The sequence below is a fragment of the Leptolyngbya sp. FACHB-321 genome, assembly GCF_014695975.1.
Classification (GTDB): Bacteria; Cyanobacteriota; Cyanobacteriia; order Leptolyngbyales; family Leptolyngbyaceae; genus Stenomitos.
This window is the reverse complement of sequence record NZ_JACJPI010000065.1, coordinates 196,661-215,297: the sequence shown is the minus strand read 5'-3', so window position 1 is coordinate 215,297 and position 18,637 is coordinate 196,661. Positions and strand designations below refer to the sequence as shown.

Annotated in this window: 11 protein-coding genes; 4 read left to right on the top strand and 7 right to left on the bottom strand. The window is 50.7% G+C overall.

From position 1 onward, the window contains the following. Window positions 1–8 precede the first annotated feature (8 nt). Window positions 9–1,310 carry an MFS transporter gene (locus H6F76_RS17910; RefSeq protein WP_190510333.1) on the top strand — a complete coding sequence of 434 codons (1,302 nt, stop codon included), beginning with the start codon at window positions 9–11 and terminating at the stop codon, window positions 1,308–1,310. A gap of 75 nt (window positions 1,311–1,385) precedes the next feature. Here the strand turns inward: H6F76_RS17910 and H6F76_RS17905 are convergent, their stop codons facing one another. The 3 genes from H6F76_RS17905 to H6F76_RS17895 form a co-directional block, all read right to left on the bottom strand. Continuing rightward, window positions 1,386–3,209 (bottom strand): AAA family ATPase, encoded by a 1,824-nt coding sequence (locus tag H6F76_RS17905; RefSeq protein WP_190510331.1) that lies wholly within the window; start codon window positions 3,207–3,209, stop codon window positions 1,386–1,388. A gap of 408 nt (window positions 3,210–3,617) precedes the next feature. Then, complete coding sequence (locus H6F76_RS17900) at window positions 3,618–7,472, bottom strand: ATP-binding protein (protein ID WP_190510329.1); 3,855 nt, start codon at window positions 7,470–7,472, stop codon at window positions 3,618–3,620. A gap of 302 nt (window positions 7,473–7,774) precedes the next feature. Next, entirely contained in the window at window positions 7,775–8,809 is a 1,035-nt protein-coding gene (locus tag H6F76_RS17895; protein WP_190510327.1) for a hypothetical protein, read from the bottom strand. 105 nt (window positions 8,810–8,914) lie between these two features. On the opposite strand from H6F76_RS17895, the gene H6F76_RS17890 reads away from it, so the two are divergent. Then, window positions 8,915–9,481, top strand: a complete 567-nt coding sequence (locus H6F76_RS17890) for a YIP1 family protein (RefSeq protein WP_190447289.1) — start codon at window positions 8,915–8,917, stop codon at window positions 9,479–9,481. 278 nt (window positions 9,482–9,759) lie between these two features. Here the strand turns inward: H6F76_RS17890 and H6F76_RS17885 are convergent, their stop codons facing one another. From H6F76_RS17885 to H6F76_RS17875, 3 genes are all read right to left on the bottom strand, one after another. Continuing rightward, window positions 9,760–11,052, bottom strand: a complete 1,293-nt coding sequence (locus H6F76_RS17885) for an energy transducer TonB (protein ID WP_190510325.1) — start codon at window positions 11,050–11,052, stop codon at window positions 9,760–9,762. A gap of 264 nt (window positions 11,053–11,316) precedes the next feature. After that, on the bottom strand, window positions 11,317–11,724 hold the full coding sequence (locus tag H6F76_RS17880; RefSeq protein ID WP_190447291.1) for a biopolymer transporter ExbD: 408 nt from the start codon (window positions 11,722–11,724) through the stop codon (window positions 11,317–11,319). Beyond that, window positions 11,702–12,364, bottom strand: coding sequence for a MotA/TolQ/ExbB proton channel family protein (locus tag H6F76_RS17875; RefSeq protein ID WP_190447292.1), 663 nt, complete (start codon window positions 12,362–12,364; stop codon window positions 11,702–11,704). Before H6F76_RS17875 ends, H6F76_RS17880 begins: the two co-directional genes overlap by 23 nt. A 524-nt stretch (window positions 12,365–12,888) precedes the next feature. On the opposite strand from H6F76_RS17875, the gene H6F76_RS17870 reads away from it, so the two are divergent. Both H6F76_RS17870 and H6F76_RS17865 read left to right on the top strand, forming a co-directional pair. Beyond that, window positions 12,889–15,465 carry a TonB-dependent siderophore receptor gene (locus H6F76_RS17870; RefSeq protein WP_242036728.1) on the top strand — a complete coding sequence of 859 codons (2,577 nt, stop codon included), beginning with the start codon at window positions 12,889–12,891 and terminating at the stop codon, window positions 15,463–15,465. 2 nt (window positions 15,466–15,467) lie between these two features. After that, complete coding sequence (locus H6F76_RS17865; protein WP_190510321.1) at window positions 15,468–16,595, top strand: PepSY-associated TM helix domain-containing protein; 1,128 nt, start codon at window positions 15,468–15,470, stop codon at window positions 16,593–16,595. A 40-nt stretch (window positions 16,596–16,635) separates the two neighbouring features. On the opposite strand, the gene gyrB is transcribed toward H6F76_RS17865, so the two are convergent. Next, the gene (gene gyrB, locus H6F76_RS17860) at window positions 16,636–18,573 is read right to left on the bottom strand and encodes a DNA topoisomerase (ATP-hydrolyzing) subunit B (RefSeq protein WP_190447295.1); all 1,938 of its coding nucleotides are present in this window, start codon (window positions 18,571–18,573) and stop codon (window positions 16,636–16,638) included. Window positions 18,574–18,637 lie beyond the last annotated feature (64 nt).

Below are 18,637 nucleotides of genomic sequence, written 5' to 3'. Positions count from 1 at the left end.
CAATCCTAATGCGGACATTCCTGATCATCTGGTTCGGTCAACTGGTTTCTACCTTCGGTAGCCGCATGACCAGCTTTGCCCTTCAGCTTTGGGCATGGGAACTCACAGGACAGGCAACTGCCCTGACATTAGTGGGGTTCTTCTCCGGACTCCCTAGCATCTTTGTCACTCCCTTTGCAGGCGTGATTGTAGACCGCTGTAATCGCAAGGGGTTGATGATCCTGGGGGATGCGATCGCCGCTCTATCAACATTCACAATTCTCTGCCTGTTTCTCACTCATCACCTACAAATCTGGCATCTCTATGTGCTAGGAGCGATCGAAGGTGTGTTTGTGGAACTTCAAACCCTCGCTTACTCGGCATCAATTACCCTATTAGTTCCCAAGCAGCAGTATGCGCGTGCGAGTAGTCTTGATGCTGCCATTCACTATGGAGCAATCATTTTAGCTCCTGCTTTGGCGGGTGCGCTTTACGCGACAGTTCAGTTAGCAGGCATTGCCCTTCTCGATTTAGTCGCGTTTGCCATTGCGTTAGCAACACTATTACCCATACAGATTTCTCAACCAACCCTGAATGAGAAAGAGCACCAGACAGCAACGACCATTTGGCAGCAACTCGTGTTTGGATCTCGCTACATCTTGGCGCGTCCTGGGTTACTGACAATGGTTGGGCTGATGGCTTCGTTTTGGTTCCTTCATGATTTGGGCGGCGCTATCTATGCACCGATGATCCTGGCACGCTCTGACAATAATGCCAGCACTCTGGGTTCTATCGCGTCTGCTGCTGGGTTGGGCGGTGTCACTGGAGCACTACTTTTAAGTGCTTGGGGCAGTCCGAAACGTCACATTTGGGGGGTGCTTTTAGGCATGGCAGGGGCAGGCTTGAGCAAAGTGGTGTTTGGTTTAGGACAGGTGGCATCGGTTTGGCTACCAGCTCAGTTCTGTTCTTCGCTCAACTTTCCACTGCTGACCAGTTCGGAAAAAGCGATTTGGTTAACGAAGGTGAACCCAGAGGTGCAAGGACGGGTGCTGGCAACTCGATCGCTCTTGATACAGATTGTTTCAGCGATCGCCATGCTCATGGCTGGTCCGCTAGCCGATTACGTGTTTGAACCTGCTATAAGTAGGGGCAGCAGTGTCTCACCCCTTTTTGGTGGCATTGTTGGCAGAGAGCAGGGTGCAGGACTTGCACTTTTATATATCATGACCTCGCTAGGGCTGATCCTGGTTGGTTTGGCAGGGTACGCCTGCTCCACGGTACGGAATGTAGAGCAGAGCTTGCCCGATCATGATGCCATCCCAATGGATTGAATGAGCAGTGTCATGCGGTATCTGCCATCCCATCGCGGCTCTTCCTACCAATGCGCCTGTCCCCAATACAATCGCTTAGGCGTGTCGTTGCTCAAGCAGACGTTGGTAAGCAGCCATGAAATCATCAGTCACGATCTGAAGCTCTCCAGGGTTACTCAAGCCTTCTCGTCGATAGCGACGGATGGCTTCTAAAGCAGCTTGATTGCTAAGCAGAGTCAGGTCAGCACCGTTCCAACCGTCTGTCTCAGTTGCCCAAAAGGCTAAATCAACGGCTGCTAACGGGCGATCGTGATTGTGCACTTGTAGAATCGACAGGCGACTGGCTTCATCAGGAAGATCAACCTTCAATTGCAAATCTAAGCGTCCAGACCGTAACAGAGCAGGATCAAGTGCCTCTGGACGATTTGTGGCTCCCACCAGGAGCACGTGAGGGCATTCGTGTAAACCGTCGAGTTCTGTGAGCAATTGACCCACGACGCGATCGCTAACACCTGTATCGCCATGACCACCACGCGCTGGAGCCAGCGTATCAAGCTCATCAATGAAGACAACGCAAGGTGCTGCTTGTCGTGCCTTAGCGAACAATTCTCGCACTGCCTGCTCTGAAGCACCGACCCATTTGCTCAGCAATTCGGGACCGTTGACAGCAATAAAATTAGCGCGGGCTTGAGACGCAACGGCTTTGGCAAGTAACGTTTTGCCAGTGCCAGGAGGTCCCCAAAGCAGAATGCCACGCGGGGCTTTGGCTTTCGTATGCTGGTAAAGCTCAGGATAAAGCAAGGCACCCTCAACTGACTCTTGCAGGGTTTGCTTGAGAGCATCAAGCCCACCAATCTCATCCCAGGAAACGTTAGGAGTCTCAAGCTCCACCGATCGCAGCACCGCAGGTTTGACTTGTTTAGTCGCCTGAAGAAAGTCTGCCTGAGTCACAGTCATCTTCGTTGGCATGGGACTGTTTGGAGACGGCACAAACCGACGCAAAGCAGTATAGGCAGCTTTCTGGCAAAGCGCTTTGAGGTCAGCACCCACCATTCCAACAGCGTGATCGGCGATCGCACCCAGATCAACACCACTGAGTGGCATCGTTTTGGTCAGAATTTGAAGAATTTCTAACCGTCCCGCTCGATCAGGCACACGAAACTGCACTTCGCGATCGAACCGTCCGGGTCGGCGCAGCGCTGGATCAAGATGATCAGGGCGATTCGTTGCGGCTAGCACGATGACCCCTTTTGTTTGAGCAAAGCCATCCATCAAGCTCAGCAATTGAGCCACAACCCGCTTTTCGACCTCGCCTTCTACCCGGGCGCGATCGGGCGCGAGGCTATCAATCTCGTCAATAAACACGATACAGGGTGCCGACCGTGACGCTTTTTGAAAAAGGCTCCGCAAGCGACCCTCAGCTTCCCCATAGTATTTACCCATTACCTCGGGACCGACGATCGCAATGTAGTTAACCCCTAAATCTTGAGCGAGGGCACGAGCCGTCAAGGTTTTGCCAGTGCCCGGTGGTCCTACCAGCAGCACTCCAGAGGTGGGCTCCAGCCCTAGCATTGTAAGCAAATCGGGGCGTTTAAGCGGCAACTCTACCAGTTCCCGCAGTTCGCTCAAAACCTCTGTGAGACCACCAACGCCTTTTAATGACGGCTTATTAGTAGCGCCTGGCGCATTCATGACCTCATTTGCCGTTGCTGCCGTTGGGCGATCGACACGAGCAGGTCTAGCAGGACTACCAACAGCAGTAGGCTCTGAGCGATCATCAGCCGTATTCCGAGGGGTACGCTTAACATCTGTTGAGAATGCTTCTGGCTCTGCTCTGCCTTCAATCACTCTCACGATGTCTAGTAACCCATCAATCCCTTGATCAAAGAGATCGTTAAATTCTTGCAGCAAGTCATCCATACACTTAACACACTGTGAGTGCTGGAGACGAGCGCCAGCTCAATAGCTTCATTATAGAGAACTGGTTTAAAAAGCGATTGCAGCACAAGGGCATAGGTACCTGAAACTCTTGCTGCGCCGTTCAAACTTTTTGTACCAAAGCACTGCAAGATTGCTTGGAAGGTTAGGAGCTTTCATTGCTTGGCAAAAGGTTGTCAGGGTTAGCCAGTTGAAGGCTATGTGTCTAAAGAATTAGTGCCAATCGCTCTAGAGAGTTGTCGTACTACAACTTAGGAGATTTCTGAGAAAGAATGTACCACTTGTAGGGGCAGGTTTTGCCAGAATCTTTGCTAGTAGCCGATCGCGTTGGTATCAAACCTGCCCCTACGGGTATTTTATTTGCTAGAAATCTCCTTAAGCATTGACAATTTAGAAAGAGGTTGAAGTAGTTTGTCCTAGGAGTGTGACGATCGCACGTATCAAGCGCTCCGGTTCTACAGGTTTAGAAACATGATGCTGGAATCCTGCTGAGAGAGCCTTCTCCTGATTAAATTCTCCGGCATAGGCAGTCAGGGCAATGCCTACAATGTCTCTACCTTGCTCTGATAGCATTGCCCGTATCTGCTGCATCAGCGCGTAGCCATCCATCTCTGGCATACCAATATCACTTAAAAGAAGATCAAAAGGTGTGGTTTGTAGCGCTTGGAGAGCCTCGATCGCAGAGCCAACTGCTGTCACTTCCGCTCCCGCTTGCTCTACCACAAACGTTACAAATGCTCGTGAATCTAGGTCATCATCGACTACTAACACTCGCAAGCCGGAGAGAGGGTAATGGGATGATGATGTGACAGAGTGCTGCATTTCTTCGCTTCCCCACTTTCTTGCTCCCTCATCGCTTAAAAGGGGTAATTCGACGATGAACGTGGTGCCCTGGTCTTCACCGAGACTCTCAACCCAAATTTTGCCGCCGTGCAGTTCGACAATTTGACGGGCGATCGCCATGCCTAAGCCCAGCCCGCCAAACTTGCGCGTGATGGCTCCATCTTCCTGGCGGAAATGCTCAAAGACATAGGGGAGAAACTTGGGACTGATGCCTTTGCCAGTATCAGTAACGGTAATGCGAGCATACGTAGGGGCGTAAGGAGTCACAAGTGGGGAGTGGCTTGGGTTTTCCCTCTTCTGCGTTTTCGATTCTCCATGCCTTATCTCCTCTAGTCGCACTTCCACTCGCCCTCCAGGAGGCGTAAATTTTACTGCGTTTGAGAGCAGGTTCCATACCACTTGCTGCAATCGACCGGCATCGCCGTAAATCTGATTCACGGTGAGCTCAAAGCTGGTTTTGATCTGAATCGCTTTGGCTTCCGCAGCTAGTCGCACCGTTTCGATCGCCGTTGAAACGACAAATGGCAAACTTACGAGCGTTGCCTTCAGCGTCAGCTTGCCCTGCATAATGCGGGAAATATCTAGCAGATCTTCGATTAACTGGGATTGAAGTTGGGCATTGCGTTCGATCGTATTGATTGCTTCACGGGTTCTGACCGCATCCAACCTGCCACTGCTTAATAACTTTGCCCAGCCCAAAATTGGGTTGAGGGGCGATCGCAACTCGTGAGATAGCACTGCCAGGAACTCATCTTTAAGACGATTTGCCTGTTCAGCAGCCTCTCGTGCCGCTTTTTCTTGTTGCAGCAGTTGTTCTCGTGCTGTCTCTGCTTGCTTGCGATCGGTAATATCTGTGCAGGTGCCAAACCAGCGGACGACCTGGCTCTGCTCATCAAGCATGGGGAGGGCGCGGGTCAGATGCCAACGATAGCTGCCATCCGCTCGCCTCAAGCGCTGTTCAATGTCGTAGCTCACGCCCTTCTCAACGGCTTGAGTCCATGCCTCGATATTGCTTTCACGATCGTCTGGATGGATAACATCCTGCCATCCTGACCCCTGAGATTGCGCCAGGGTTAACCCAGTGTAGTCAAACCAGCGAGGGCTGTAATAATCAACTCGACCCTGAGCATCGGCTGTCCATACCATTTGAGGAATTGATTCTGCCAGAAAGCGAAAGCGTTGTTGGTTGGCAGCCTGACGCGATCGACCCAACTCTAAATTCGTTGCCACCCGTGCTAATAGTTCTCGTGCGCTGAAGGGCTTGACCAAATAATCATCCGCTCCCGCTTCTAGTCCCTCAATGGCGGCTTCTTCACCCGCCCGCGCTGAGAGCAACAGGATAGGAATTTCACGCGTTTGAGGATCGAGTCGAAGTTGCCGCAGTAACTCAAAGCCGTCTACTTTGGGCATCATCACATCGGTTAGTACCAAATCAGGCATCTGGATACGAGCGGCTTCCAGGGCTGCTTGACCATTGGCAACGGCTTCTACGTCATACTGTGCACGCAGGAGCCGTTGCAGGTAATGACGCATATCAGCATTGTCGTCGGCTAACAAAATCCGGGCGGAAGCCCGCTGCGGTAAAGCTGCTGGATCTTCTTTAGGCTCTACGACCCACCCCAAGGCTTCTTCGACATACGCCGTTGCGCTTGAAGCCGTTGCAGTCTGGGTTTGGCTCACCTGAATCTGCTCTGACGGCAGGTGCGCGTAGCCCATGGGCAGTCGCACAACAAAAGTACTCCCCGACTCCACAACGCTGCTCACCGTCACTGTACCGTTATGCAAGTTGACCAACTCTTGCACTAGCGACAAGCCGATGCCTGAGCCTTCGTAGGAGCGACCCTGCGCCTCGGCAACGCGATGAAAACGCTCAAACAGACGTGGTAACTCATGGGCTGGGATGCCAGTGCCCGTGTCTTTGACGACCAGTTCAACTGCGTCTTCTACAGGGTGCAGTGAAACTGAGATTTGTCCTGTGAATGTGAATTTGAAGGCGTTGGAGAGCAGGTTGAGCACAATCTTCTCCCACATTTGCCGATCGACATACACAGGTTCAGCCAGTGGTGGGCAATCTACAACCAGTTGTAAGCCTGCCTTTTCGATCGCCGCTCGAAACACACTAGCGAGATCAGCAGTCAAGCTTGCCAGATCGACTGGCTCATAAACGGCTTGAGTGCGACCCGCTTCAATGCGAGAAAAGTCGAGCAGCGTGTTGACTAGCTTTAGCAGGCGCTGGCTGTTGCGGTGTGCCACGGTAATCTGTTCTTGTTCGGCGGCAGGTAAGTTGCCACTTTGGAGCGCCTCTTCGAGCGGATTGAGCATCAAGGTCAGCGGTGTCCGAAACTCATGGCTGACATTAGAGAAGAAGACCGTTTTTGCTCGATCGATTTCTGCCAACTTCTCGGCGCGATGGCGTTCCTCTTCGTAGGCTTGAGCATTGCGGATAGAGACCGAAACCTGTCCCGCTAGAAGCTCGTAGAATGACTGGTAGCCCTCATCCAAAGCACGGTTAGGGCTGATGCCACAGATCAGCACTCCCAGCGGTGCAGCCATGTTGGATGAGGGAATGGGCAAGGCGATCGCTTGCTGCACGGTTTCGTTCCAGGGTCCACCGGGAATGGTGAGGTCGTGATGAAGCCCTTTAACGATCGCGATTTGACCCGTCATGGCTTCTGCCAAAGACCAGCGATCGGTTGTGTCTGCCAGCAAGACAGTCGTTGGGACAAGCGCCTGATTTCCATCTAGCCGTACACTGCCACAAAGTCGCATTTGGTTGTCACCGTCGCGCAGATAGATCAGAGCAAACGGCACATCCAGCGGATACTCAGCGATCGCCGCCAGAATATCCTGACAAGTTACATCCACACTGCGCGTCTCACCAGCCCGTGCTGCCAGGTCACGCTGCAAACGCAAGCCGCGCTCCCCCAACACCTGTTTAGTCACTTCGCTACAGACACAGAGCATCCCGCGAACCACGCCTGTATCATCTTCGACTGCACTGTAAGACAGGCTGAAGTGAGCTTCCTCGTTGTAGCCAGAGCGGTTTACTGCCAGCATCTGGTCTTCCACCCAGTTGGGAACCCCGGTCGTCATCACGTCGGTGATCATGGGTCCAATGACATCCCAGGATTCGGCTTGGGTTTCCCGGATCGATCGTCCCAGCGCATAGGGATGTTTGGTGCCAATCAGATTGATGTAGGCATCATTGTAAAGTTGAATCAGCTCCTGCTCCCATAGCAGAATCATCGGGTAGCGCGAGCTTAAGAGCGTGCGAACGGTTGATTTCAAGCTTTGTGACCAGGATTCCACAGCGCCTGCTGGTGTTTCTGCCCAATCCAATGCCTGCATACGTAGTCCCATCTCCCCAAACTTGGGGAAGGGATCTGTTCGTTGTCCATTCATTCGCAGCCCTCCTTCTCCTCTATGTTAAGCATTTTGGGCTTCTGATCAGGAGGTGTGAGGTGAGGCGATCGAGCGCTGACTTTGAATCGTTGCATCAGGTTGCAGTCGGTTTGACAAGTTAATCTAGTTCTATTGGCGCAGCAAGCGATAACTACAACCTGGTGACAAAGACTTGCCTCCACCAAATAAACATAGGATAGCAAGCGTTCATTAGAGCGCTAACCAATGTCTTTCAACTGTTGCGACCACCCAAACACTAGATCAATGAGATCGATGCAACCAAAAGCTCTAAGAACGTTTACTCACTCTCTAGGAGCGTGGCTCAGATCTTGACGGGTTGGTGTTTTCCAGAACGGCAGTTGATGGACTTTCTGGAGCGTTAGTGCAACAAAGGTCGTTTGAGGTTCAGCGATCGCCAACCCTAAATAGCCCTCATCGCCATCATGAGCATGATTACCGCTGCTGAGAGCGGTGTATTGCCCTTGCTGCCGTGCTTGATTTAAAGGAGACGCAAAAGACCAGCGCCAACGCGACGGAAAAACAACGGGACCGATATTCTCAATCCAGTCTCGCTCTCCATAAAGATGGTAAACATGGTCGGCAATGCCAAAACCTTCTTCGCCGTTAAACGCTCCACCCAACGAGACAACTGTGACTCGAGCCTCCAGCCAGCGATCAAGATACGGTACAGCACCCAGTGCCACTTGTACGCCACCGCTGGTGCCAATCAGCACTAAATTAAGTGGCTGCTGGGGATTACGCGCGATTGGCTGTACCGTATTCATTCGCTCCAGTATGGCATCGGCTATGCCCTGGTTATAAACAGGTCCGTAGCGATCGTCTGCCGAAATCGCTAACCGCCACAGATTACGAATTTTGATCAACACATCGGCATTCTTTAGCCAACCATCCTCACGCCCGATCGCGTGCCATAGAGGCGACAGAAACCGTTGACCACCCAAATCTTTGTTTTCAGCAGAGTAGGGAAAGACATCGCGTACGGCGACACAATTGGGGTGTAAACGCACCAGTTGATCCAAAAACCACTCTTCACCAGACGTTAATTGGTTGGTGGAAAAATCGCCGACACCGGGTAAGTAAATGATGTAGCAATTAATGTTAGAAGAACGAGCGGTGGAAGCGGTACCCTCATTTGTCGGCAGTTGCTTGGGCTGCCTTTGCTTGCCTAGACTCTCTGTACTCTGGTTTAGCCACCAGACTAAAGTACCTACGGGAGCAAAGGTTCCCCAAAACAACAGCACAACGGCTGCTACGGTTAGCAGCTTAGAGGTGCCACCTGCTAACCGTAGCAGTAGTTGTTTGAGGAGATTAGCCATCTGTGTTGCTTATGCCCTTGCTTGTACGGCGGCTAACTTAAGTGTAATGTAGCGTAGGAAACAAATTGCTTGATCATGAGCCTCTTTCGTCAGCCTTAAGATAGCGTGACTCACCAGCCATCCCAACAAAACTTTTGGCAAACCCTTTGGCACGCGATCGCCCTCAAGTCAAACTTGTATGAGCACGCCCAGAATACGCCCAAAACGCACCGTCTTGCTCTCACAATTGTGCTGCTAGCGGCTATATCCCATGTGCTGGGAAGCGCTGTTATTTTGCTTATCAATCGAGCGAGTGGATTGTTTCTGCTGCTCGCACTTCTAGTCGATGGGCTGAGCGTCATTGCAGGATACTACCTGTGGACATTCATCATCTTTAAAGTTGGGCAGTGGCTAAAACCGATCGACCCAACCTACGGTGATTTGTTGAGTCCGGTTGGCTTTGCCTATGCCCCACAAGTGCTTAACATTTTGACGTTGATCCCTTTATTAGGACGACCGATTGAGTTGATTTTGGCAGTCTGGAGTCTACTAGCAGTTATTGTGGCAACGCGTGAGGGCTTGAACCTTAGCACTCGTCGAGCAACACTCATTTGTTTGCTCAGTTGGATTCCAATTCAGCTTGCAATTGGGTCGATTCAGGTGTTGCAACAAGGAGTAGTCAAGGTGCCTTGAAAGCGACACTTATGCAGTAGATAAGCCTAAACAAACACGTTCTTCGTTAGCTTTTCAGACGGCTCTAGGCGTGCTAAGTACCTGACATTCAGCCGAGCGTATGCGAAAGCCAATCGTGCAGCATTCTTTTAGCACTACCGTCCATTCTCCTCGTTTTTCTACCTCCTTTCCTCAATCGGACGACGCTCGATCGAACCTGACGGGTTAAAGGAGAACGTGTAAGTGCCACACTAGGGAGAGGTTAAAGACCTGGTAAGAGGCTTCTTCACTTCTGCTGATTAAGGCGCTTGAGGCGGAGACGCTTCTACTGGAGCAGGTTCTGGTTCTGGGACGGGCTCTGGCTCCGGGGCAGGTTCTGGTTCTGGCTCCGGGGCAGGTTCTGGTTCTGGGGCAGGGGCAGGTGCGGCTTCCACAGGGGGAGGCAATGTTTCTGCAGCAGGTGCAGGTGCTGGATCGGCAGCAGGCTTAGCGGTAGAGGGTGCCGTAGGCGGAGAAGCAGGTGCAGGTTTTTCTGGTGCTTCGACGGCAGTGGCTGGCGGCTGGCGTTGGCGCTCTTGGGCTTCCCGTCGTTGCTGCTCCTGTTGTTCGGCGACCTGCCGACGTTCCGCTTCCTCGCGACGACGCTGTTCATTCTGCCGCTGAGTTCTGGAACCCTCTTCCTCATAGGTAACTCTTACCCGCTTACGAACACCACCTTCGGGAACGCTTTGGGGATCAAACCGCCATTTGCTCATGGTTTCTAGCGTTTGGCGATCGAGATCGGGATTACCGCTAGATTTTCGCAACCGCACCTGAACGCTGCCATCCGGTTGAATGTTCATCTCAACCCGAGGGCTGGCTTCTTGCCCCTGAAACTTGGGCTTAGGGCAGCTTACGCAAACGGGAGTTTTGGGTTTTGCAGCAGGAGCCGTGCGGATGGCGGTGTTGTTTGGCACTCCACCCGGTGTACCGTTTGGCACTCCACCCGGTACACCCTTTGGGTCGCCCCCCGGTTTACCGTTCGGGTTGCCGTTTGGCACTCCACCCGGTACACCCTTCGGGTCGCCAGTGGGAATGCCTAGAGGGTTAAAGCCAGTGGGTCGCTCTGCGTTCCCAAAACCGCTGCCTAAACCAAAGGGTTTGAAAAGAGGACCACCACCCAACTTCAGGCTGGTATCACCCGTGCTGTTGGTCATGGGTTGGGCAGCTTCTGGGGCAGTAGCGGGTTGATCGCTGGGTGCATCTTCACCTTTTTCCAATGGCGTTGAGCGATCGGGTGCTAGAGGTAGTGCCGCCGCAACCTCTGGCGCAAAGGCAACTTCTTCTGGCACGTCTGTCACCTCTGACTCAGAGGGCGGCTCAATCGCGGCGATCGATTCCTGAATAGGTTGCTCTGGCGATGCTTCGTCGACTACTACCTCCATCTCCTCTTCGGTGGGATCGATCAGCAGGTTTCCCCCACGATCGCCCACTTTGAGTGCCATTACGCCAGCATGAAACGCTAGCGAACCAACCAGGCTAGACAGCAGAAAAAGTTTCAGCGCTTTGCGTTCTTTTTGTCGCTGTTGAATGATCGTTTCAATACTGTTCATGAGGGCATTAGGAGGAGTGAGGAAGTGAAAAGGTGAGGAAGTGATGGAGTGGAGGGGTGAGGAAGTAATGGAGTGAAGAATGAAGGGGGGATAGGATGAAGGAGTGGTGGGATAAAAAAGATGATGGGATGGGGAGAATAGAGAAAGACAGCAGTTTGCAGCTAGATGAAGTCCATTTGCAAGAAGGTAATAGTTTTATCTTTCATCCCTCATCCCTTATCCTTCATCCTTGTTATCTTTTTATCTTTCATCCTGTAGTTTCCATCACTGCCGCTTTGTTGCGATCGCCATTTTTGCGCCTTCCACTTGGCGGATTTGATCCATCACAGCCACCACGCGATCGTGGGTAACGGAACCATCGGCGTTGAGTACCACAACCAGATCCTTACCGGGTTCGTCGAGCTGCCGCACAGCATTAGACAACGTATCGATCGCGAGGGGTGACTTGTTCAGGTAAAGAGTGCCTTGTTTGTCGAGGGTAACTGTGGCACGAATGGTCTTTTGTGGCTTGGCAGATTGGGCTTTGGGTAAGTTGACAGCCAACCCTTCAAACCGTCCCAGGAACAGCGTAGACATAATGAAAAACGTGAGGATGGCAAAGATCACGTCAATCATCGGCACGATGTTGATCTGAGATGGTACTTCGGGTTCATCGATCGCGCGTCGTCGCATAGGAAGCCTCCAAAACTTTCTTATACCGTCTACGGTGTAGCAGTTCCAACTCTGCCGAGTGTTCTTGAATCATTGCCAGTTGGCGAATATAGAACCCTCGAAACGTGTTAGCGAAAAATAGTGCTACCAGTGCTACCACTAAACCGAATGCCGTTGAGATCAAGGCTTCACTAATACCAGCAGTGACATTAGCCGTTTTGGTACCGCCAACATCGCCCAGGTTGAGCGCACTAAAGGATTGAATTAGTCCCAACACAGTACCGAGCAAGCCCAGCAGTGGCGAGATCGTAACAATAGTATCAAACCCATTGCTGAAGCGTTTAAGGATGGGGACTTCTGCCTGTGTCGCACCGTCGAGCGCTAGCGCCAGTTCTTCTGGTTCTGCCTCTTCGAGTGACATTGCTGCTAAAAAGATGCGCGCCATTGGCAGATCAATATTGCGTTCTAGCTTTTCGATAGCCAGAGACGGATCAGTTCGATACATTGCCAACGCTTCTTTAATCACCTTTTCCTGACGGCGGTTGACGCGATACCAGAAGATCGTGCGTTCTATAATGAGGGCGATTGCCACAACCGAAAACAAAAGCAGAGGAATCCCCACAATCCCTGCTGCCACTAGAATTTGACCCAGACTTTGCATAGCACTTCTTAGGAATATTGGAGTTGCAGACCAAGCTGTCAAAGTTGAACAAGCAACAAACTGACAGAAGATTTCAAAAGCACTATAGAGCTTAGTAGGAACTTATATCAAGTAGTCAGCCAAATTAATTACGGCTGCGCACCGCAACGTACACGATCGCTAAAAGTGAAATTAGCGTTAGCGAAACAGAAAGCAATCAGACTAATTCTCAATCGTTCAAGGCAGCTCATCCAGAAAAGTGATGACTTCTTTAAGGCATCTGTCGGCTCCAAAAAGCTGAAGCCCCTTCTAGGGAAGCATTATCTATGCTTCGGTTGATCCAGACTACCTTATCTTTTGATGCGGAAAAGCTTGACTTTAGTCACCAGTCATCATAAGTTTTTAACCATTACTAAAACTAATTCTCAATAAGCTAAACCAGCTTCAGCAAAACAGTTGGGGAAGTAGTGTCATCCGTCTACCAATGGCGGGCAGTTTTTGTTGCAAATACCATCGTCTGTGTGTGGAGAAGTATTGTGAATCAAATGCATTTAGGGTTGGGGATCACGATCGCGTCTCTACTGTCACTGAATCTTGCCCATGCAAAAGCTGAGGTGAGGGAACTTCAAGTTAAGAAATTAGCGGCGGTAGAAGCTCAGAGCCAGGCAGCGGTAGGGACTCGACTGAAGGATTTCGATCGCCCTGCCACAACCCTCAAAGAATGGGAGGAAAAACTCGAAAACTCAAAACTGATCAGTCAAAACGCTCCTGTGACGGTCACAGATGTGCAAGTGAATCGCGTTGATGATGGTTTGAATGTCGTCTTAGAAACTGAAGAAGGCAAACCACTTTCAATCGATGCCACCAATTTTCGGGCTGAAGGCACTAGCCTGATTGCAGATATTCCCAATGCGGTGCTGGCGCTACCCAATGCTCAGGAGTTTAGTGCTGAGAATCCGAGTGAGGAAATTGCTAATGTCCGTGTGACGCAGTTGGATGCAGCCACCATCCGAGTAAACGTGACAGGCAGTAAGGTGCTGCCCACGTCAGAAGTAACCCTAAGAACTGGAGCGTTAGCCTATAGCCTTAACCCAGAAGAGGGCGACCTGGATGAAGAAATTGTGGTGACAGGAGAAGGGCAGCGGGGTTACTTTGCGCCCAATAGCTCTACTGCCACAAAAACAGATACCCCCATTTTGGAGATTCCTGGTTCTGTTCAAGTCGTTCCGCGCCAAGTCTTGAATGATCAGCGGGTGATTCGAGTTGGAGATGCAGTACAAAATGTCAGTGGAGTCAGCAATTTAGGGCAGTACCAGGGCTATGAGGATTTAATTTTCCTTCGTGGTTTTCAGGTTTCTACCTTTCAGGGAAGTTTCTTTCGAGATGGTGTTCGTACATTCACGTTTGGTTCTCCTGACACCACCAACTTAGAACGGATTGAGGTGCTCAAAGGTCCGGCATCCATTTTATTTGGGCAAGTGGAACCGGGTGGCATTATTAACCTGGTGACGAAACAACCATTGCGCGATCCTTACTACGCGGCACAATTAACCATTGGGAATTTTGATACCTATGAAGGGGCAGTGGATTTATCTGGTCCCTTAAATGATGAGAAGACCATTCTGTACCGTCTCAATACGTCTTACCGAACGGCAGGTAGTTTTCGCGATTTTGTAGACAAGCAACGGTTTTTTCTTGCCCCTTCTCTTACCTTCCAACTAGGTTCTAAGACCTCATTAAGGCTAGATGCTGATTACACTGATGATTCGGTCGGCTACGACACTGGGCTTGTTGTGATCGGCGATCGACCTGCCAATATTCCCATTGGGCGTTTTTTGAATGAACCGTTTAGCAACTTCAGCAAGGAGGAATTTGGTGTTGGCTATGTGTTCAATCACCGCTTTAGCGATAACTGGTCAGTGCGAAACAACTTCCGGTATCAGAAACAGAGACCTGAGCGTTATGGTCCCCAGCCAGATGCACTGGATGAAGTGACAGGGGAATTATTGCGATCGCAATATTGGGCTGGTGGATACTACGAAAACTTCTTCACTGATACAAATGTGATTGGTAAGTTTTCGACAGGTTCCATTGCACATCAATTGTTATTTGGCTTTGAGTACAGTAAAACCATTGAAAAGCCTGAGTTTCGCTTTGGCTTTGAGTATCCATCGATCAATATCTTCAATCCAGTTTATGCCAGGTTGCGCTATCCCAAAGATCCAATTGGCTATCGAGATGACACCACCAGTACAGTCGGGATTTATGTGCAGGATCAAATTGCACTTCTCCCAAATTTGAAGCTTTTGTTGGGTGCTCGCTACGACACGTTTAAACAAAACCGGGTATTTGAATTTCAGCCCGATCCACGCCAGGAGTTTGAACAGTCTGATGGGGCTGTGACTCCACGCTTTGGGATTGTTTATCAACCCAGTGAAACAGTATCTCTTTATGGGTCATACTCGCGATCGTTTAGACCGTCTTTTGCGGCTGCGCGTAACGGTGATAATTCTGCCTTTGAGCCGGAAACGGGTGAGCAGTTTGAAGTCGGGGTGAAAGCTCAAGTCACACCCAGACTCATTGCCACGCTGGCAGCCTATCATTTGACTAAGCAAAATGTTACCACTGCTGATCCCAACGATCCATCGGGGCTATTCCAGATTCAAACTGGGGAAGTCACCAGCAAGGGAATTGAGTTGGATGTGTTGGGCGAAATTTTGCCCGGATGGAACATCATTGCCTCCACCGCTTATATAGATGCGCGGATCACACAAGATAATGTGCTACCCGTAGGCAATTTTTTAGACAACATTCCTGAATGGACTGCCAGTTTGTGGACAACGTACGAGATTCAAACGGGGAATCTGAAGGGGTTAGGGGTCGGGCTGGGACTCTATTACGTTGCGGCTCGATCGGGTGATTTGGATAATACCTTTGAATTGCCCAGCTATTTCCGCACGGATGCAGCCTTGTTTTACCGACGCAATAATTGGAAGGCGCAATTGAATGCCCGTAACCTCTTTAATGTAGAGCACTTCACCGGATCTTCGTTTGGCGATCGCTTACAAGTCATTCCCGGTGCACCTTTCACTATTTCTGGCACTGTATCAGTGGAGTTTTAGCGATGAGATTACGCATTCCTGCTCTGATTTTGCATCGCTGGATTGGTCTTTTAGTCGGTCTTCTGCTCATCATCATTAGCTTAACGGGAAGTTTGTTGATTTTCTCTGATGAGCTGGATCATGCTTTCAATCCTCAGTTATGGCATGTGGAACCACAGGGAGCGATGCAATCACACCAGGAACTTGTGGAGAGTGCAAAAAAACTTTATCCCGCCCTAAAAGTACATCGCATCACGGTGCCATCATCACCCGATGTCGCCTATACGGTGATGATGGCAGATGCTAAGGACGATTACACTGATGTGTATCTCAATCCCTTTAACGGTGAGGTGCTTGGCTCTCGCCCCTGGAAACAGACGATCGGAGGCTTCTTAATCGAACTGCATGTTCACCTTTTGGCTGGTGAGTTTGGGATGCAAATGGTTGGTATCTGTGGGGGGCTATTGCTACTAATGGGAATCACGGGTCTAGCACTGTGGAATGGCTGGCGCAACCTGAAGTACGGCTTGACGATTCGCTGGCGGGCACCCTGGCAATTGATTCACTATGACGTACACAAGGCGATCGGAGTTTTATCAGTTGTCTTTCTGTCACTGATTGCTGCTACTGGCATGGCAATGGTCTTCTGGACACCCTTTGAGAATGCGGTCTATCATCTAACGCAAACCCCAAAACCAGTAGAAGTAGCTTCACAGGTTGCTGTGGGTAAAGCGCCAATGGCGATCGATGAAATACTGCAAAAAGCTGAAGCCGCCTTGCCGGGTGCCAAACTATTCAAGTTTTTTCCCGCAAAGAAACCAGAAGCTACATTCAATGTTTGGATGCATTTCCCACAAGAACATGAATTTAATAAAGATCCTTATCTTTATCTAGACCAATACACGGGAGCCGCCTTGCGAGTTGATAATCCTAAACAAGCGTCACTTGCTACCCGCATTATGACGGCTCAATATATCTTGCATGTTGGCAACTACGGAGGCTGGCTCACTCGTATGCTTTACTGCCTGGTTGGGTTCGCCCCTTTAGCTCTTGCAATGACTGGCTTTGCGCTCTGGCAACGTCGTCGCTGGCAGGCAGCCCATCGACGAGAAGCAATGCAGCATAGTCAACGAGTCACCGCTAAACCATAACGACAGACAAAGCAAGCTTTGCCTATCGTTAAAAATGCGCCTAAATATCTAGGTCAGTCAGATTTAATTTAGGTGCGTTTGCCTCAATAAATTCACGACGAGGAGCCACGCGATCGCCCATCAAGACGGTAAAGATACGATCGGCTTCGGCTGCATCTTCAATCTCAATCCGTCTGAATGTGCGACTCTCTGGGTTCATGGTGGTATCCCAAAGCTGCTGCGGCATCATTTCACCCAACCCTTTAAAGCGCTGGATATCGTACTTAGCGTTCTCTGGGAACCCAGCAATAATCTCGTCGCGTTCACGTTCGCTGTAGCAATAGTGATGGTTGCGACCCCGCTCAATTTTATATAGTGGCGGACAGGCAATGTAGATGTAGCCCTGATCCACCATCGATCGCTGGTAGCGGTAGAAGAAAGTGAGCAACAGCGTCCGAATATGCGCGCCATCCACATCTGCGTCGGTCATGATGACAATGCGGTGATAGCGGAGATTGGATGGATCAAAATCTTCACCCTTAATACCCAAGCCTAGAGCGGTAATAAGCGCCTGAATTTCGGTGTTTTTGTAGATTTTGGCATCGTCAGTTTTCTCAATATTGAGAATCTTGCCCCGCAGCGGCAGAATTGCCTGGAAGCGGCGATCGCGCCCCTGTTTCGCACTACCGCCCGCAGAGTCGCCTTCTACAATAAAAATTTCCGATTCTGATGGATCTCTGGAGCTACAGTCTGCCAGCTTACCAGGCAATGTAGACGACTCCAGTACCGACTTCCGCCGTACTAGTTCACGTGCTCGTCGTGCCGCTTCGGCAGCGTTAAATGCCTGAATCGCTTTTTCTAGGATGGCATCGGCGACACCGGGGCGAAACTCCAGGTACTCCGTCAGCACTTCACCAACTAGAGAATCCACAATACCCCGAACTTCAGTATTCCCTAGCTTCGTCTTGGTTTGTCCTTCAAACTCAGGGTTGGGCACCTTAACCGAAATCACGCCCGTTAAACCTTCACGGACGTTCTCCCCTGCCAGGTTCGACTCACCGTCTTTCAGCTTGTTGCGTTTGCGGGCGATCGAGTTCATCGTTCGCGTCAGCACCGCCTTTAAGCCTTCTAAGTGGGTGCCACCGTCGATCGTGCGAATGTTGTTTGCAAAGCCCAGGAGGTTGTCACTGTACGCATCAACGCACCACTGCAAGGCGACTTCTACCTGCACATTGTTGCGCTCACCCTGCACAAAGACCACTTCCTCATGCAACGCTTGCTTATCGCGGTTCATGTAGGCGATGTACTCACGGATACCGCCTTCATAGAAATACGTTTCAACGTGTGGCTCATCGCTCTTAATGACATCCAGTCGATAGTCTGTAAAGGTGATTCGCACACCACCATTGAGGTATGCTAACTCGCGCAACCGCCCAGACAGCGTGGCATAGTCAAACTCAACCGTCGTTGTAAAAATCTGAGCATCTGGCTTGAACGTAACCGTGGTGCCTCGACGTATTTCTGTACTGGGATGCTCCACTAGCTCAGTCACTGCCGCGCCCCGTTCAAAGCGCTGAACGTGAACCTTATCCTCACGCCAAACGCTGACCTCTACCCATTCAGAGAGGGCGTTGACGACTGAAATACCAACTCCGTGCAGTCCACCCGACACCTTGTAACCGCCATCCCCAAACTTGCCGCCCGCATGGAGGATCGTCAGCACAGTCTCTACGCCAGATTTACCTGTGCGAGGGATAATACCTGTGGGAATGCCACGACCGTCATCCTCAACTGTGACAGAGCCATCAGCATTCAACGCCACTTGAATAGCGGTACAATAGCCTGCTAGCGCTTCATCGACGGAGTTGTCGACAACTTCATAGACTAAATGGTGCAGTCCTCGTGGTCCGGTGGTGCCAATGTACATACCCGGACGCATCCGTACAGCTTCAAGACCTTCTAAGACTCGAATCTGCTCGGTATCGTAATTGTTCGTCATGGATGAGGCGCTCCGATAGTTAGCCTGAGGCTGTCACAGGCTTCATAATAGCAAAATCTATCAA

Bases quoted from the DNA above. Each gene is read 5' to 3' on its own strand.
- H6F76_RS17895 (WP_190510327.1), bottom strand. From the start codon at position 8,809: ATGGCTAATCTCCTCAAACAACTACTGCTACGGTTAGCAGGTGGCACC.
- H6F76_RS17875 (WP_190447292.1), bottom strand. From the start codon at position 12,364: ATGCAAAGTCTGGGTCAAATTCTAGTGGCAGCAGGGATTGTGGGGATT.
- H6F76_RS17905 (WP_190510331.1), bottom strand. From the start codon at position 3,209: ATGGATGACTTGCTGCAAGAATTTAACGATCTCTTTGATCAAGGGATT.
- H6F76_RS17885 (WP_190510325.1), bottom strand. From the start codon at position 11,052: ATGAACAGTATTGAAACGATCATTCAACAGCGACAAAAAGAACGCAAA.
- H6F76_RS17900 (WP_190510329.1), bottom strand. From the start codon at position 7,472: ATGAATGGACAACGAACAGATCCCTTCCCCAAGTTTGGGGAGATGGGA.
- H6F76_RS17865 (WP_190510321.1), top strand. From the start codon at position 15,468: ATGAGATTACGCATTCCTGCTCTGATTTTGCATCGCTGGATTGGTCTT.
- H6F76_RS17880 (WP_190447291.1), bottom strand. From the start codon at position 11,724: ATGCGACGACGCGCGATCGATGAACCCGAAGTACCATCTCAGATCAAC.
- H6F76_RS17870 (WP_242036728.1), top strand. From the start codon at position 12,889: ATGCATTTAGGGTTGGGGATCACGATCGCGTCTCTACTGTCACTGAAT.
- H6F76_RS17910 (WP_190510333.1), top strand. From the start codon at position 9: ATGCGGACATTCCTGATCATCTGGTTCGGTCAACTGGTTTCTACCTTC.
- gyrB (WP_190447295.1), bottom strand. From the start codon at position 18,573: ATGACGAACAATTACGATACCGAGCAGATTCGAGTCTTAGAAGGTCTT.